The organism is Achromobacter sp. KK8, assembly GCF_054188005.1.
Window position 1 is genome coordinate 5329839 of the sequence record NZ_CM135178.1, and the last position, 17701, is coordinate 5347539.

8 protein-coding genes are annotated in these 17701 nt (G+C 73.1%); all 8 read right to left on the reverse strand.

All coding sequences use genetic code 11. From position 1 onward, the window contains the following. Entirely contained in the window at nucleotides 1-12456 is a 12456-nt protein-coding gene (locus ACVN9Z_RS24575; RefSeq protein WP_458212765.1) for a filamentous haemagglutinin family protein, read from the reverse strand. Then, entirely contained in the window at nucleotides 12453-12602 is a 150-nt protein-coding gene (locus tag ACVN9Z_RS24580; RefSeq protein ID WP_155512474.1) for a hypothetical protein, read from the reverse strand. Before ACVN9Z_RS24580 ends, ACVN9Z_RS24575 begins: the two co-directional genes overlap by 4 nt. A 17-nt stretch (nucleotides 12603-12619) precedes the next feature. Next, nucleotides 12620-13594, reverse strand: a complete 975-nt coding sequence (locus tag ACVN9Z_RS24585; protein ID WP_223203195.1) for a FecR family protein — start codon at nucleotides 13592-13594, stop codon at nucleotides 12620-12622. Nucleotides 13595-13610: 16 nt separating this feature from the next. Further along, entirely contained in the window at nucleotides 13611-14159 is a 549-nt protein-coding gene (locus tag ACVN9Z_RS24590; RefSeq protein ID WP_107315841.1) for an RNA polymerase sigma factor, read from the reverse strand. Between the two features lie 5 nt (nucleotides 14160-14164). Then, nucleotides 14165-14878: a TonB family protein gene (locus ACVN9Z_RS24595; protein ID WP_054482086.1), complete on the reverse strand. Its 714-nt coding sequence runs from the start codon at nucleotides 14876-14878 to the stop codon at nucleotides 14165-14167. Nucleotides 14879-15088: 210 nt separating this feature from the next. After that, complete coding sequence (gene greB / locus ACVN9Z_RS24600) at nucleotides 15089-15640, reverse strand: transcription elongation factor GreB (protein WP_053501199.1); 552 nt, start codon at nucleotides 15638-15640, stop codon at nucleotides 15089-15091. A 91-nt stretch (nucleotides 15641-15731) separates the two neighbouring features. Then, nucleotides 15732-16577, reverse strand: a complete 846-nt coding sequence (locus tag ACVN9Z_RS24605; protein WP_026384392.1) for a 3',5'-nucleoside bisphosphate phosphatase — start codon at nucleotides 16575-16577, stop codon at nucleotides 15732-15734. A 168-nt stretch (nucleotides 16578-16745) separates the two neighbouring features. After that, nucleotides 16746-17681 carry an alpha/beta fold hydrolase gene (locus tag ACVN9Z_RS24610; protein ID WP_020928257.1) on the reverse strand — a complete coding sequence of 312 codons (936 nt, stop codon included), beginning with the start codon at nucleotides 17679-17681 and terminating at the stop codon, nucleotides 16746-16748. Nucleotides 17682-17701: the final 20 nt, after the last annotated feature.

Genomic DNA, 17701 nt, shown 5'->3' on the forward strand with positions numbered 1-17701 from the left:
CTACAGCGGACCCAGGTTGTCGCGCTCGCGCTCGGTCAGTTGCTGGCGCGCCTGCGCCGGCAGCTCGCCCAGCCCCAGCACCCGCACCGCGCTGGCCGGGTCGTAGACCGCCGACGCGCCCGCCGGCGCAGCCGGCGCCGCGCCCTCGCCCGGCGCCGGCTCATTGCCATAGCCCAGGATCTGCACCGAGATGATGGACGGCTGCGACTGCCGCGACGCCGACCGGGTGCGCGCCGCGTCGTTCTCGGCCGAGGCCGCCGCGGCGCTGGACGCCGCGCTGGCCGAACTGAGCGCGCCCGTATTCACCGCGGCTGCCGCCGGCACCCCGGCGCTGGATCCCTGCGCCTGGATGTTGGCCGCGTTGACCACGTGCAGCGCCGCCACGTTGACGTTGCCCGAACTGCGCACGCCCGCCTCGCCCGGATCGATGGTGCCCAGCGGCGCGATCAGGTCGATGTCGCCGCGCGGCACTTCCGGAATCGGGTTGAGCGTGGCGATGCCGGCGCCCGAGGACGGCGCCTGCGGCGCCATGACGACGTTGCCCATCGCGTCGTACTCGCGCCGCGGCGGGGTGTAGACCACGGTGGTCTTGGCGCCGCGGCCGGCGTTGATGTCGCCTTCGGCCGACCACGCCAGGATGTCGCCGCCGAAGGTCGTCATCACCCGCGACAGGCCCAGCAGCAGGCTGCCCTGCGAGTAGACCTGGATGTCGCCCTGTCCCTGCGTGATCAGGCCCGCGCTGCCGGGCGGCGCGATGCCCGGCACGCCGACCACGATCTGGCCGCCTGGCGCCAGCAGCTGGATCGAGCCGCCGGCCACGGTGCGCACGCCCGAAGCGCCGGACATGGCGATGCCGCCTTCGCGCGCCGCGCCCTCGGGGAACAGCGCGGCGATGGCCTGACGGCCGCGCAGATACGACCCGGGACGCGGCCCCTGGGCATCGTTGTACTCGCGGCCGCCGGCGCGCAGTTCGGCGAAATACACCGAACGCAGGAAGCCCTGGCGCAGCGCCAGCGGCATCGCCTCGAAGCGCGCCAGCACCTCGGCGTCGCTGCCGCTGAAGCCGTCCTGCCTGCGCAGCCAGTCCGCCAGTTCGCGTTCGTAGGTGTGGACCACCTTGCCAGGCTGGCCGGACAGGGTCTGGCCGGCCAGTGCGCGGTTGGCCGGATCCAGGTACAGCCTGGCGAGCGCGTCGTAGTCGGGGCCGGCCGCGCCGGCGCCCGCGGTGATGGCAATGCTGGCGCCGGGCTGCCGGTCGCCGCGCAGCGCCGGACCGACGCTGACGATGCTGGCGCGGTCTTCCTGCAGCAGGTTGCGGCCCGCGATCACGTCGAGCAGGCCGGGACCGGCCACCTTGACGTCGGCATACCAGATGTCGCGGCCGGCGCGCAGCAGCGATACGTCGGACGGGCCATTGTGCAGGAAGGTGCCGTCCAGGGCGACGATGTCGCGTCCCGCCAGCGCCCGCACCGGCGTGGCCGCGCGCAGCCAGTGCAGGATCGTGCGGTTCGACTGCGGCCCGAAGTCCGCCGCCATGCCGGGACTCAGGCCGACCAGGTCGCCGCGCACCGCGTAGAAGCGGGCCGGCGCGCCGCCTTCCGCGTGCAGCGGACGGACGCCCGGCGTATCGGGCCCGAAGGCGAACAGCGGATGCCAGTTCGACGCGGGACTGACCGGCACGTCCGGACCGAACGGCGCCGACGCGTCGATGCCGAGGTTGTGCTTGCCGGCCTGAACCGCGCCGCTGGCGTCGAAACCGGCATAGGCGGGCTGGAACGGCGTCGGCAACGCCGTGTCGGCCCCGGACATGCTCACCGGCGAGCCGCCGCCATAGATCGACTGCCGCGCCAGGAAACTCAGCTCGCCACTGGCCGACGGCGCCAGCAACAGGCCGCCGCGAGACGCGGCGTCGGGGTTTCCGCTCCGGATGGAACGCCCGAAGTAGATGCTGCCCGATGCCGCCGTCACCCGCAGAATCGACGGGTACACGGTGACGCCGTCGCCGTTGATGACGGACAGCGACGCCTCCGGCAGGTAGGCCTGCGCGGTGGACGGCGTGGCGTTGCCGCCCGCGCTCAACAGGTTGATCGCGGTCGCCGGGGTCCACAGCGTGAACCAGCTCTGGCCGCCGCCGGCGGTCAGGGCCGCGCCCGGCGACTGCACCGAGGTGTTGAGCGTGCGCACCCGGCCGGCGTCGGAGACGCCGGACAGCACCAGGTCGCCCAGCGTTTCCAGATAGACGCCGGCATCGCCCGGCACCAGCGTGATGCCGCCGCTGGCGGCCGCCAGGGTCGGCGTGAACGGGTCGATCGTCCGCGCATCCAGCGCGTCGCCTTCCAGGCCGGGCTGCTGCAGGAAGTGCTTGCGGTACAGCGGGCGGGCGCCGCCGATGGCGCTGGCGGCGATCTGGATGGTGCCGCGCAGGTTGGTCACCATGCCGTCCAGATCCGGCTTCTGGCTGTTGGTCATGTACTGCGTGGCGTGCTGGGTGGCGTCGAAATCCGGATTCCACGCGCCGCCCAGGCGTACCGTCAGGTCGCCGCCGCCCGTCAGCGTCAGGCCGCCATCGGCGCCCACGCGTCCGGTGCTGCCCACGGCGACGGCCAGGCCCTGGCTGCGCGGCGGCCGCGCGCCGTATATGTCCGCCGGGCGCGTCGCCATGACGCCGGCATCGCCGCCCGCCCGCAGGCTGAGGTTGCCGCCGCCCAGGGTGCCGAAGCCGGTGAAGCCGACCAGATAGGGCTCGTTGCCGTTGGCCTCGGTCACGCCCATCGGCACCGCATAGGCGCCGAAGTTGATCCACCACGACGCCGGCAGCGCGTCCGAGCCCTGGCGCCAGAGCCAGTTGCCGACACTGGCGTTGGCGGTCTGGGCGCGTTCGGGCGCGCGCAATCCGCTCCACAGGTCGCCGCTGATGCCGCCGCCCACCGCGATGTCCAGATTGCCGCCGTGCTCCGGATACCAGGCGCGATAGCTGCCATTGGCGGCGGCGTAGTCGCCTTCCTGAGGCCCCAGCAGCGACACGCGTTCACTGCCGCCGGCGGCGTCGAACACGTGCTTGCCGCGCGGCTGGTCGTAGGGATCGACGCCATCGGCGCGCAACAGCGCGGCCGACGGCGTGCCCGCCGTGTAGACGCCGTAGGGCGACGGCATGCGCAGGTCGCCCGCCGCCGTCAGGCCCAGGTCCGCCGCGCCCGTACGCACCACGCTGAACATCGGCGCCAGCAGCTTGGACGCCACGATGTCCTTGATGGGCGCGATTTCGGTCTTGCACATGCCGGGCACCAGGTCGCAGACGCCCTCCATGCCTTCCAGCACCGGCGTGCCTTCGACCTCGCCGATAATGTCGTAGGCGGCGGGTCCCCACACCAGCGAAATGCGCTTGGGATCGATCACGCACAGTCCCGGCAGGATGTCGCAATCGCTGACCCAGTCCGGATCGACCGGCTCGCCTTCCGGATAGCCGTAGTCGTTGGGCGCGTACACCATGCCGACGCCGCCCGGCGTAACCTTCAAGCGCGACGAGCTATGCGAATCGGCCAGCACCAGCGAACCGCGCGAGGCCGGATCGACGGCGCGCGGATCGGCCGAACCCAGGTCGGCGCCGGCCGTCAGCTGCAGGCTCCAGCTGGTCGCGCCCTGCGGCAGCATCGGCGCCAGGGCCCAGTTGGCGCCCTGGAACTCGCCCGTCTTGGGACGCAGGTCGATCGGCTTGTCTCCCGGCAACTCGACCTTGGTCAGGGCCGGGATCACGGCGCCGCGCGCCAGCGGCACGACGCCGCTGGCCGTCATGGCCACCGGCAGCGCCACGCCCTTGGGCCAGGTCAGCGCCGCCACCAGCGTCTCGGCGCGCAGCACGGTGCCGGCGCCCAGCTTCATGCCCGGGCTGAGCGTGATGTCGGCGGTCGGCACGGTGCCGGCGCGCCAGGCCAGCGAGCCATCGCCGTAGTACACGTCGGCCGCCAGCACCATGCCGGCCGGCAGCACATACGAGCCGGCCAGCTCGGCCATGACCGGCAGCGCCACGCCCTTGGGCAGGGCCATGCCGTCGGCGGGCAGGTCGTAGTTCAGCACCGCATGCCTGGGGAAGACCGTGCCCTTGTCCAGCGACACGCCGTCGATGGGAATCACCACGTCGCTGCCGAACGGCGTGGTGCCGTCGCCCAGCTTGGTTCGCCATTCGACCAGATACCAGCCCTGGTCGTCGGGCGTGGCCGGCGGCGGCGCGAAGCCGTCGTTGATGCTGCCGTGCAGGGTCAGGTCGCCGGCGGCGCGAATGTTCAGCACGCCCGGTTCGCCAAAGCCGCGGCGCGCCGGATCGAGCCGGTCGGCGCCCGGCCCGTAGCGGAAACCGGACAGGTCCAGGTCGCCCGCCACCGTCAGGTTGCCGGCGGGATTGACCAGCGGATCGCTGACGATGTCCACCCCCGGCCGCAGCCGGTAGCCATCCAGCCCGGCCAGCCGCGCGCGCAGCGCGCCGTTGCCCAGCGCGGCGTTGATGAAGGTCTGGCTGTCGCCGTCGATGCGGATCAGCATGTCCTGCGTGATCAGCTGCGGCTTGCTGCCCGAGACATCGGGCGTGTCCGCCAGCGGCGCGTCGGCGTATTCGCGGAAGGCGTTGACCGCGACGGTCGCGGCGCCGCGCACCCTGGGCGCGCCCTGCACCCGCAGGGCCACGTCGTTGGCGCCGGCGCCATCGCCGCGCGGCCCCGCGCCGCCGATCCGGCGCGCGTTCAGGTCGAGCGTGCCGCGCGCCACGCCGTCATGGCCCTCGGCCTCGGTGCCGGCGCGCAGGTCGATGGCGGCCGCCGGCCCCAGGGTCAGCGTGCCGTTGCGCGAGGTCAGCGAGACCAGCGCGCGGTTGGGGCTGTCGATGATCTTGCCGTAGCTGTCGCGGCGCAGGCCGGCGCCATGCGTATCCAGCGTGCCCAGCACGGTCAGGTCGCCATTGGCGGCCAGGCGGATCACGCCCGGCTGGAAGCCGCTGGCATCGATGCGCCCCGCCACGGTCAGATTGCCGCCGTCGACGGTGATGGCGACCTGCCGCGCGCGCACTTCGTCGCCCACCGTCAGGTCGCCCTGCTTGGTCTGGAAGCGGCGCGCGCCGAACACCTGGCCCTGGTTCAATCGCGCGTTCAGGCCGGCGAAGTCCGCCAGCGCCTGCGCCCGCACGGTGATCTCGGCGCCGTCGTACGGCACCCGCGTGCCGCCCGCGTCATATTGGCCCGACGCGCCGCCCAGGATCGAACCGGCCAGGTTCACCCGGCCGGCGGTGGCGCCGAGCGCCGTCGCCGCCAGCGTGCCGCCGCGCTGGTGGCGCGCCGACAGGTCGATGACCGCGCCGGCCGCCTGCTCGATGTTGCCGGCGGCGCTCTCCAACACCAGGTCGCCGCCCCAGGTGTAGCCCAGTTGCTCGTAGAAGCCGACCTCGCGGCCCGACAGATCCAGGCGCGATTGCGCGCCCAGGCGGAGGTCGTCGCGCGCCTTGACCGTGAGCTTGCCCGAGGCCAACACGATGGTGCCGTCCAGGTCCACCGAGCCGGCCTCCAGCGCCAGCTTGGCGCCCAGCGCGCCCGCGTTGGCGGGCTGGACCGGCGCGCCGTCCGGACGCCGCAGCGTCAGCGCGCCGCCGGCCGCCAGCGTGAGCGAGGAAGCGGCGTCGCCCGTGAGCAGCGGCGTGACGATATTCAGGTCGCCGCCGCGGTAGGCGTAGCCCTTGCCCGCCTCATACGCGCCCTGGCGATGATAGGCCTTGAGCGTGCCGAGCCCGTTGGCGCCGACGCTGGCGCTGCCCAGCAGGTCGACGCCGGCGAAGCCCAGCGCCAGGCGGTCGGCCGACAGCCAGTTCAGCGGCTGGCTCTCGGGGCCGTAGCCGAACACGATGCGTTCGGCGGCCAGTTGCAGGCGCCCGTCGCCCAGGCGGTCGGCGATGGCCGCGCCGGGCATGCTGGGGTCGTACTCGCCGGTCTGGCTCAACGGTCGGGCCGAGATGCCGGTCCACACCAGGTCGCGCGAACGGATCACCGCCGTATCGCCGGCGCCGCCATAGCCGTAGATGGCGGGCGCGCCCAGCACCAGCCGGCCCACGCCCTTGCCGCCGGAGGTGTCGAGCGTCACGGAACCGAACACGTTGACGGAATCGCGCGCATTCAGCACCAGGGTCTCGACCACGGGGATGCCCGGCCCGGCATTGCCCTTGAGCAGCCGGTCGAGCACGCCCTGGTTCATGGCCAGGCCGCTGGGCAGGACGCCCTGCGCGGCCGCCTGCGCCAGCGCCGCCGCATCGCCCAGGTTCAGCGCCGACATCGCCAGCAGCAGGTTGCGCGCGCCATAGCGCGCGTTGTCCGCCAGCGTGAAGACCTTGTCGGTGGCGATCAGCAGCGTGCCCTCGCCGGCCAGCGTGGTGGCGGCGCCGGTGCATGCCCCGGCGCAGGCGCCGACGTTGATGTAGCCGGGGCCCTGCGTGCCATTGGGATTGGCCGGCAACAGGTTGACCCAGCCGTTCGACACCCCCAGCACGCCGGTCATGCCGGCCGCGTACACCAGGCCCGAACTCGAATCGTAGGCCGGCTTGCCGCGGCCGATGGTGGAGATGCTCGCGCCCTCCTCCACCGTGATGCCGCCCCAGGTGGCGCCGCTGACCAGGAACACTTCGGCCGCGCGCAGCGTGGCGCCCGCGCGCAGGTCGACGGTATTGGTGGTGGATTGGAAGGTGGCGAAATTGTCGCCAGGCCGCAGCGACACGGTGCCGCCGATCAGCATGCGGACCGGGTTGAAGCGGTTCAGCGCCGACGCCGACAACGACGCGCCGCTGTAGCCCGCCGTCGGGCCGACGCCGTCCGCCAGCAGCTCGATGCCGGTGCCGCTGACTTCCAGCGTGCCGTCCGTGCCGCCCTTGGCGGCGGCGAAATTCGCCGAGCCGTCGAAGGCCAGCATGGGCTTGCCATCTTGCGCCACGCTGCGGCCGTAGCTCAGGCGCAGCGTGCGTGCATCGGCCGCGATCTGCCCGCGCAGGCCGCCGCGGCGCTGCGCATCGGCGGCGACGAAGGCATCGTGGCTCATCTCGTTGTAGCCGGAGTGCTTGCGCACCTGGTCGCCCGGCGTCAGCAGCAATTGGCGCGGCAGCGCGGCGCGCAGGCCGGTATTGGCCACGCCCAGGTAGCCGGACGCCACCAGCGACCCTTGCGGCGTCGGCGCGGCGCCCGGCGCCAGGGTCTCGGCACCCAGTTCGACGCGATAGGCGCCGGGCATCAACGCGTAGGCCGCCGGCATCAGGGTGTAGACGCCCGCCTTCAGTCCGCCCGCATCCTGCGCCAGCGTCAGGGTCTGGCCCACCTCCGGCTCGTTGCCGGCGGTATCCGGCGCCACCGGCGCATACTGGCCGGCATAGCCCGGCACGATGGCGTAGACGCGGTTGCCGGCCGCGCTGTGGCGGAACACCGGATTGGCGTTGACCAGCGGCGTGCGCAGGATGTCCACCGAGCCGCCGCGGCCGGTGACAAAAGCCGCGCCGCGCAGGTCGCCGCCGCCGCCCAGGTCCAGCGCCGCGCCCGCGTAGCCGGTAAGCGCGCGGCCGGTGAACTCGATGCCACCGGCATTCTGCTGGCGCATTTCCAGCGCCTTGCCCGCGTAGGTATAGGCCAGCCCGTCGGCGGTGCCGCCGTAGGGCACCATCACGCCCGCGCCGCTGACCGAGGTCAGGCTGCCCGGCATCAGTTCGACCGACGCGGCCCGCGCGCCGTCGACGTGGAGCGCATCCTGCCCCAGCATGATCTCGCCCATCGGCGCGCGGATCGTGCCGGCCTGGATCACCGTGTCCGCGCCCAGGCTGAGCTTGCCGAACACCGACAGCGGCGGCGCGGCATCCGTGCCGGCCTGCCGCAGGATTTCCAGGCGCCGGCCCGGCGCGTAGCCGGCCCAGATGGTGGCGCTGGCGCCCGTGGCCGGATACAGCTGCGCGCTGGTGATGCGCAGGTCGCCCACCGTGCCCAATTCCGTCGAGGCATCGCCGGACAGGCCGCGGCCGGTCTGGCCGTCCAGCAGGCGCACGTCGCCGCGGCTGTCGAGCCGCACCTGATCGAAGCCGCGCCGGTCGACCTGCACCGCGGAGCCGTCGGCCATGCGGATTGCGCCCAGCGCGCCAAAACCGACGCGGTCGCGCACGTCGATCAGGTCGGCGCTGGCGGTGAAAGTGCCGATCCCGGCACGGGTCGACGGACCGTCACGCCATCCCACCGTGGGCGTCACGCCATCCCCCCTGGCGCGCGACGCGCCCGCCAGCCGCAGGTACGGCGCCGCCAGGCTGACCGCGACATCCGCCGGCGCGCGGTCGGTCACCGCATAGCTGCCCGCATAGATGCGCAGGCTCTGCGAGGCGGACAGCGACACCTTGCCGTCGAAACCCAGGATGCCGTTGACCAGCAGCGACAAGTTACCGAAGCCACCCGCCTCGAATTGCTCGACCGACAGGCGCGCCGCGCCATGGCGCAGCGCCGGGTCGGCCTGGCCGGGCGACAGGTTCGCCGCCAGTCCACTGGACTGGGTCGTCTGCGACAGGATCAGTTCGCGCACGCCGCGCACGGCATCGTCGACGCTGACCGACAGCGGGAAGGTCGGCGTCTCCAGCGCCAGCGCCAGCGTGCCGCCGGCCGCGCCGGCGCCGCCGGCGGACGCGCGCATCTCGCCATCCAGGAACAGCCCGTAGGTGGTCTTCAGCACGATCTGGCCGCCGTCGCCGGCCAGGTCACGCGCGCCCAGCCCGTTACCGCGCGCGGCATCGATGGCGATGCGCGAGCCGGAGGCGTCCAGCAGCGCGCCGGGCCGGATCACGATGGCGAGGTCGCGCGCGGCGGGGGCGGCGCCGCTGGCGTCCCAGTCGAGCGCGCCGCCCAGCAGAATGCTGCCGCCGGCGGGCGCCTTGCCGTAGCGCAGGCCCTGCGCGTCCAGCGCGCCCGCCGCCTGGCCGGACACGTCCAGCACGGCGCCGCCGCCGATCCAGATGGCGCGGTTGTGCGCCTTGGACGCGGGGCTGTCGCGCCGGTCGCTATCCGGCGCCACGATGTCGGCCTCGATGCGGCCGCCGCGCGCCCGCAGCGTGCCGTCCACCGTGATGCGGCTGTTGCCCCCGCCCAGCAGGCGGATGGCGCGGCCGGGATCGACCATCACCTGCGCGCCCGCGCCGATGACGATGTCGGCGCCGTCCTCGATGCGCTGCGAACGCAGCGTCAGGTCCGCGCCGGCGCGCGGCGTCAGGCGCGCCTTGACCGGATCGTCCTGGTATTCGGGCGGCAGCCACAGTTCCGGCAGCGCGGCGGCGTCGGCGCCAGGCGCCCCATAGCGATAGACCGGCGCCGCCACCGCCAGCACCGCGCCGGGCGCGACCCGCAGGCCGCCGCGGCCGTTGATGTCGTAGTGCGAAAAGCCGGTCCGCAACATCGCGGGATCCAGCCACAGCGCGCCGTCGGCTGCGGCCTCGCGCGCGCCGCCGATCTGCACCACGCCATCGCGCTCGATCGTCAGCGTGCCGCCACCCGTCATGCCGTAGCCGCGCAGTTGCGCGTCCATCGCCAGCGCGCCATTGGCCGCGCCCTCGACTTCCGGCGTGCCGGCCCGCAGGCTCACATCGCCGCCCTTGCCGCCGCGCGTCGCGCCCTTCTGCAACAGCGCGCCGCCGGACGACACATCGATCAGCGCGCCGCGTTCCAGCGTGATGGCATGCGGCGAGGCCAGCGTCACGCTGCCGCCGTCCAGGCGCCCCAGTTGCGGCGTCGCGCCTTCCTGGCGCCGCAGGTCGACCCAGCGGCCGCTGGCGTCCAGCACCGCGCCATCGCGCAGCACGATGGCGGCCGCGCCCGCCGTGGACAGCGCCCGCGGCTTGGCGCTCGCATCCGGCGACACGAAGGTGTTGCTCAGGCTGATGGCGCCGCCGCGCGCCGCCAGGCCGGCGCCCACGTCGATCCTGCCGGCGGTCAACGCCACCCGCCCGCCATCGGCCAGGGCCACCGCGTCCGCCACCGTGAGCGTGCCCGCCGTGGCCAGGTCCAGCCCGCCCAGGCCGCGCGCGGACAAGGTGGCCGCGTCCAGCCACAGCGTGCCGATGCGCGCGGCATCGAGCGCGTCGTCCGCCGCCATGCCGGCCGTGATGCCGCCATGGCGGCCCAGCCGCACATCGGTGGCGTAGACGTCGATGCGGCCCAGGGCGCCATAGCGCCCGGAGGCCAGCGTGCCCGCGCGCGCCACCGCCAGATGGCCCTGCTGGTAGCCATCGGCCGCCGCCTCGCGCGCCCGGGTCTGGCGCACGCCGTCGTAGACCGTGGCCACGATCTCGCTTTCCAGCACCGCGGTCGGCGCCGACAGCAGCAACTGGCCGGCGTCGCGGCCCACCGTGTAGCCCGCCTCCAGGCGCGTGCGCGGCGCCAGCAGCGGGTTGTCGAAATAGCGCGTGGCGCTCTCGCCCCAGCGCTGGTGGCGGTCCTCGTAGCCCTTGTAGATGCCGCTGTAGAGCACGTCGGCGGGCGCCGTGGACGCCTCGTACAGGCGGCCGTCGGCGCCGCGCAGCCAGCTCAGGTTGACGCTGCCTTCGGCCACGTCGAGCGTGCCGCCCGCCAGGTTGATGCGCGCCCGCGCCTGCGCCACCACTTCCTTGCCGCCCAGCGTGACCGTGCCGCCCTGCGCCGCCCATTCGCCGATGCCGTGGCCCAGGTTGCCCAGGTAGCCGCCCACTTCCAGCAAGCCGCCGGCCGTGTACCAGCGCTCGCCCTCGTAGCCGCCGGTGCCGGCCGCCACCTTGATCAGCGAGCGGCGGTCGATCCACACATCGCCGTTGAACAGCTTGCCGGCATCGCGATTGCCCGGCGCGTCGCGCAGCTCATTGCCCTGCACGTTGACCTTGACGCTGTTGGACTCCATCGAAATGCGCGCGCCCACCAGGCCGGCCACGTCCAGCTCGGCGCCGTCGGCGACGAAGCTGCGGCGCGTCGCGCTGGCCGCGATCTGCCCGCCGGTGGCCAACGCCAGCGCCCCGCCCTGGAACTGGATGTCACCGCCGCTGACGATCTCGATGCGCGACTGGTCGCGCCGGTCCGACAGGCGCGACAGGTTGTCGAAGACGCCAAAGGCCGCGCGCTGGCGCAGCAGGTCCTGCTCGGCCGATTCCTTGATCAAGGCGCTGCGCTGGCTGTCGAGCGCGCTGCTGCCGTCGTCATCGATCAGCACCGCGGTCACCGATTGCGCCCCCAGCACGATGCTGCCCTGCGTGTCGGCGGCGGAGTTGAGCAGATGGATGGTGCCGCGCGTGCGCGTGGTGGTGGTCGCCAGCGCCACGCCTTCCTGGCGCACCTCGCGGCCCGCCAGCGTGACGTCGCCCTCGGCCGCGGTGATCAGGCCGGTATTGCGCACCAGGCCGCCGGTCGCGCCCTGGCGCGGCGCGATCTCGTTGCCGCGCGTGGTCGACAGGGTGTTGTCCTGGGTGCCGACGCCGCGCCGGATGACGAAGCTGTCGCCGGCCGCCAGTTGCGCCTGGCCGCGCGGCGTGGTGATGGCGCCGGCGTTGTGGACCTCGCTGCCCGCCAGCAGCACGTAGCCGCCGCCCTGCGTCACGCTGGCCGGCGCGTGCGTGTCGATGCGCGCGCCGGGCCGCACGTCGATCCGGCCCAGCGCGTCGGTGAACGTGGCGGTCGTGCCCTGCGCGCCATACAGGCCGCGCTCGCGGAACTGCTCATCGCTGATCCTGCCGGCCGCCGCCACCAGGTTGCGCACGTTGACCTGGCTGCCGCCGTCGAACACCACGCCGTTGCGGTTGACCAGCAGCACCGTGCCCTGGCCCTTGACCTGCCCCTGGATCTGGCTGGGACGTCCGGCCGGATCGTTGATGCGGTTGAGCACCGCCCACTCGGCCTGCTGGCGGAAATCCACCGTGGTGTTGCGGCCGACGTTGAACGTCTCCCAGTTGAGGATGGCGCGGTCCGCCGTCTGCGTCACCGTGACCGTGGTGCGCCCGTCCGCCACGCTGGCGACCGGCGCCTGCGCGTTGAGCCAGCCGCGCGTCAGCGCCTGCGTGTCGACCTTCAGTCCGCCCTCGACCAGCCCGTCCGGCGCCGCGCCGCCGGCGGCCTGGCGCGCGGCCGCCTGCGCCGCCTGCTGGGCCGCGATGGCGGCCGCGGTGCGGTTCAGGTTGGTCAGCGAATGCTGCAGCTGCTGGCGCGCCTGCGCCTGTTGCCGCGCCGCCGTCGGCACGCCCGCGATGCTGCCATCGGGCGCGCGGCCGGTGGCCTGCGTCTGCGCCTGCGTCGCGCCCTTGGCCGCGAACCAGCCGCTGCTGAACGCGGCGGGCGCGGCCTGGGCGCCCCCCGCCGCCAGCATCAGCAGCAACGCCGCCGGCACGGGCTTGAGCCGTCCGCGCCAGGGGCTGGCCGCCGCGGAACGGGCCAAGGGGAACTTGCGGGAAGGCGATGTCATGACGGGCAATCCTGATCCGAGTAGCCAATTGGGAAGCGGCCTGCCGTCATTGCCTCGCGGCGCGTGACGGCGGCCCATATCCCAATGACGCGGATCGGATCGGGAATGGCTACCGGAATCAGGAAGGTTTTTTGTAACAGCGGCATGGGCCGGCCGCGGCGGGTCAGCTCAGCAGCACGATGCCGCCCGGCAGGCGGGTCAGTTGCGCGCCGTAAAGATCGCGCAGCATGCGCAGCGCCAGGTCGGTCTCGTTGATGGCAAAGCGCATGCGCACGCGCCGCGTCGCCAGCTCGGCATTGCGCAGCAGCACCCGGCCCGGACGGTAGCGGTTGATCTCGTCCACCACCTCGGCCAGGGTCTGGCCCGAGAAGCTGAGAGAACCGCTACGCCAGCCTTCGACCTCGCCGAGGTCGGCGACCGCCACCTCGCGCAGGCCGGCCTGGTCGTAATACAGCTGCTGCCCCTGCGCCAGGGTCTGACGGCGGCCATTCAGCTCGACGTCGACCCGTCCCTCCAGGCAGGTGACGCAGACCTGCGGCCCGGTGTAGCGCAGGTTCAAGCGCGCCTGGCGCGCATGCGTGACACCGGCGCCGGCGTAGACCGCCACCGCCTCGCCCACACCCGCCTGCACCTGCGCTTCGCCGGCCACCAGCTCGATGGCCGCGCCGCCGCCCTCGGCCGCGCGCCGGTTGATGCGCGTCTGGGTGTTCATCTGCACGCGCAGGCCGTCGGCCAGCGCCAGTTCGCGCTGCTCGGCGGTGCCGGTGCGGAAGTCGGCCGAGAACTCCAGCAGCGACGGCCACAGCGACAACGGCGGCCACACCGCCAGCGCCGCGCCGCCGGCGGCCAGCGCCGTGCCGAAGAAGGCGCGCCGACCAGGGTGGCGGGGCGCGTGGCCGGCGCGCCGCGCCGGCGGATGCGCCAGGCCCGGTTCGCGCGCGGCCGCCCGCGCCAGCGCGGGCCCCATCTCCTGCCACAGCCGCGCCACCTCGTCCCAGGCGCGCCCATGCGCCGGGCTGCTGGCGCGCCATTGGCGGAAGGCCTCGGCGTCGCCGCGCGTGGCGTCCCGGTCGCGCAGGCGCAACCACCATTGCTCGGCTTCGCGCCGCAGGCGGTCGGGGGTGTCGGGGGGATTCATGGCGCCGATCATCGTGTCAGAATTTGCGGCGGCCAACAAGCTCGCCGTTGGCCACGGCGTCGCTATCGGCCAGGCGCGCACGGCAATGGCGCATGGCGGCGCCCAGTTCCTTCTTCACCATCGCCACCGAAATCTGGAAGCGATCGGCGATCTCCGCGTTGAGCAGGCCATCGACCCGCGCCGCCGCCAGAATGGCGCGCTGGCGCGGCGGCAACTCCTGCATGGCCGCCTCCAGCGCCTGCACGTCCCGCCGCGCGGCCACCACGCGCATGGGGTCGGCGGTCTCGTCGGCCACTTGCAGCAGCGCCTCGCGCTCGTCGTCGCCCAGCGGCTCGCGGTTGCGGCGCCAGTCATCGGTGGCGATGCGCGCGGCCATGCGCAGCAGATAGGCGTCGGGATTGAGCACCGGGCTGGCCGGCTTGGCCGTGTCCAGCCGCAGCCAGGTTTCGTGCAGCGCCGCCGAGGCCTGGTCGCGCGAGCCGACGATGCGCTCCAGGCTGCGGCGCAGCTCCGCATAGCGGGCGATCAGGCGCAGGCGCAGCAGGGCCGAGGACAGGATCGACATGCCGCTCACCCCGCCTGCCGACCCGCGGCCGGACAGTTGGCGCCGCCCGGCAGCAGCAGCACCGACACCGGCTGCGGCATGCCCGCCGGCGGCGCGGCGCCGACCTCCATGCCCTGCAACGCACGTGTGACGGCGGCATCGACGCGCGCGCTGCCGGTGCTATCGAGCAATCGCAGGCGGGTCACCTGGCCCGCGTCGTCCAGCCGCAATTGCAGCGCCAGCCGGTAGGCCCCCGGCCGCGCGCTGGCATTGCCGCACAAGGTGCGCAGCAGGGCCTTCTGCACCCGTCCGACATAGCCGCTGAAATCCGCGCCGCGGCCGCGGGCGCCGGGAATGTCGCCGGCCGCGACCACGGGCGCGGCCGGCGTGGCGGGTGCGGCCGGCGCGGGTTCATACACCACGATGGCGGCGCCGTCGGTCTGGCGGATGCGCAGGCCGGAGCCCGCCAGCAACACCCGCAGGGCTTCGAGCACCGAATAGCGGCCGGACAGCGCCGGCGCGCGGCGGCGGGCATGGCGCTCCTCGGTCAGCACCGCCACGCCGGCCGCATGCCCGATCGCCTCCAGGCTGTCGCCCAGCGATTGCGCCGGCAGCGCGTAGTCATGCCGTTCCCCCGCCAGGCGGTCGGCCGGCGCGCTGGCTGGCCGCGCCCCGGCCGCGTCCGCCGCCAGGGCAGGCGCGTCCGGGCACATCAGGCACACGCCTGCCAGTGCCAGCACACGGAACGGTGCCGGGATGCATCTCATCGCGCGAAATCGGGCATGGGGATCGGAGCCAAAAGCATGGACGCCACCCCCTTGGGCGACGCCGGCCGCAGGCTACCCTGTCGACATGACCCGGCCATGACAAGCGCGCGACACCCGCGACGCGTCATGGGCGCGCGGCTGCAACGGCAACGACGCAATCGCGCCGCGCCGCCGCCCGTTGCGCTACTGCGGGTAGCGCACTTCCAGGATATCCAGCTCCTCGACCCCGCCTGGTGTGCGCAGCACCACCGTGTCGCCTTCGCGCGCCTTGATCAGCGCCCGCGCCACCGGCGAGATCCAGCTGATCTTGCCGGCCAGCGGCTCGGCCTCATCCACGCCGACGATGGTGACGGTGTGGTCCTCGCCCGCCTTGTCGGAATACAGCACCGTGGCGCCGAAGAAGACCTGGTCGCGGTTCGGCTGGGCGGCCGGGTCGACCACCTCGGCGATGTCCAGGCGCTTGGTCAGGAAACGCATGCGGCGGTCGATCTCGCGCAGGCGCTTCTTGCCGTAGAGATAGTCGCCGTTCTCGGAACGGTCGCCGTTGGACGCGGCCCACGACACCACCTGCACCACCGCCGGCCGCTCCACGTTCATCAGATGCGTCAGCTCGCCGCGCAGGCGCTCGTAGCCTTCCGGCGTCATGTAGTTCTTGGTGCCGGCCGGCAAGGCCTGGGCCTGCGGCAGGTCATCGTCGTCCTCGTTGTCGGATTCTTTGACAAATGCTTTGTTCATGGCGGGCAGCGCGCTCGGCGCGCGATCAAATCAGTTCAAAGACGGCATGGACGCGCCATGCCAGGAGCCGGGCAGCGGCGCGCCGCCCGCGCTAAAACCAGTCGTGCCAGACCGGTTTCAGGTCCGGCGGCAGCGGAGGCAGCCGGCCCAGGTCCATGCGGCTTTCCTTGGCACTGTGGAAGTCGGAGCCGCGCGAGGCCAGGAAACCATAGCGGCGCGCCACCTCGGCATACTGGCGCGCCTCTTCAACGGTGTGGCTACCGGTCGTCACTTCGATGCCCACGCCGCCCAACTGCAGGAATTCGTCGAACAGCGCGGCGAACTGCAGCGGCGTGTACTTGTAGCGCCCCGGATGCGCGATGACGGCGATGCCGCCGGCGCCGCGGATCCAGCCGACCGCCTCGGCCAAGGTGGCCCATTGCATGGGCACGTGGCCCGGGCGGTCATCGCCCAGGTGCTTGGTGAAGACGGTCTGCACGTCGGGACAGTAGCCGGCTTCGACCAGGTAGCGCGCGAAGTGCGTGCGGCTGATCAGTTCGGGATTGCCGGCGAACGGCAGCGCGCCTTCGTAGGCGCCGGGCATGCCCATTTCGGCCAGGCGCTCGCCGATGCGGCGGGCGCGCTCGGCGCGGCCCGAGCGCGTCTTGCGCAGGCCTTCGATCAGCGCGGCATTGGAGGGATCGAAACGCAGGCCGACGATGTGCACCGTCAAGCCGGCCCAGGTCACCGAGATCTCGACGCCGGTGGCAAAGCGCATGCCGAGTTCACCGGCCATGGCCGCGGCCTCGGCCAGGCCGCCGACCTCGTCGTGGTCGGTCAGGGCCCAGACATCGACGCCGTTGGCGTGCGCGCGCTGCGCCACGTCGCGCGGCGCCAGGGCGCCATCGGACACGGTGGAATGGCAATGCAGATCGATGTTGAGCACGGGCGTATTCATGGAACCTATTGTAGAGAAGCCCCGCCCCCCTGGGTAGCGGCGCGGGCAGCGGCGTCCCCAATATGAACGGATGGATCAACGGATGCCGACCACAAGGCGGCTGGCGGACCATCCCGGGGCGGCCCGCGTTGCGCTCGGCCCGCGGCGCGCAGGCGCCGCTTGCGGTGGTCAGGTGAGCAGGAAGTCCGCCACCGCCGTCACCTGGTCGTCGGCCATCAGCGTCGGCGCGTGGCCGACGCCGCGCACCTCGTAGACCCGCGCGCGCGGATTGCGCTGGCGCATTTCGTCGACGGTGGCGCGGGTCAGCAGGTCGGAATGCTCGCCGCGCACGATCAGGATCGGGCAGTCGACCGCATCGTACGAGCGCCACAGGATCTGCTCGCCGGCGGCCAGTTCATCGCCGGTCTGCAGCGCCATCGGCTGCGCCAGCGCCAGGTCGTAGTGCTTGACCCATTGTCCGCCCTGCTCGGGGTAGACGAAACGCGCCAGGTGATCCCACTGCGCATCCGTGTGCGGGCCGAAGGTCTCGGAATTGGCGCGCATGGCCGCCACCGCCTCGGGGAACGACGCGAACGCGCCGGGTTCGCCCACGTACTGTCCGATACGCGCCAGCGCGCTGGTTTCCAGCCGCGGGCCGACATCGTTGAGCACCAGCCGCGACAGGCGGATGCCGTCCTGCGGCGGCAACATGCCTGCGTGCGGGCGCAGCGGCAGCATCGCCCGCGCAAAAGCGGCGGCGCCGGCCAGCCCCAGGCCGATCAGCCCGCCCATCGAGGTGCCGACCCAGGCCAGCGTGGCCGGCCGCAGCCGCGCCACCAGCGTCACCATGTCGGACACGTATTGCGGCACGGTGTAGAAAGCCGGATTGGCCAGCCAGTCGGATCGGCCGCGGCCGACCACGTCCGGGCATACCACGCGGTACTGGCCGGCCAGGCGCCGCGCCAGCGTGTCGAAGTCGCGGCCGCTGCGCGTCAGGCCGTGGACGCAGACCAGCACCTGGTCGTTGGCCGGATCGCCCCATTCCCAGTACGCCATGCGGTGCAGGCCCGCCGGGCTGGCGCAGGTGACGAATTCCAATCGGGGTTCCAGGCTCGCATCCAGCATCGTTGTGCTCCAAAAGACCA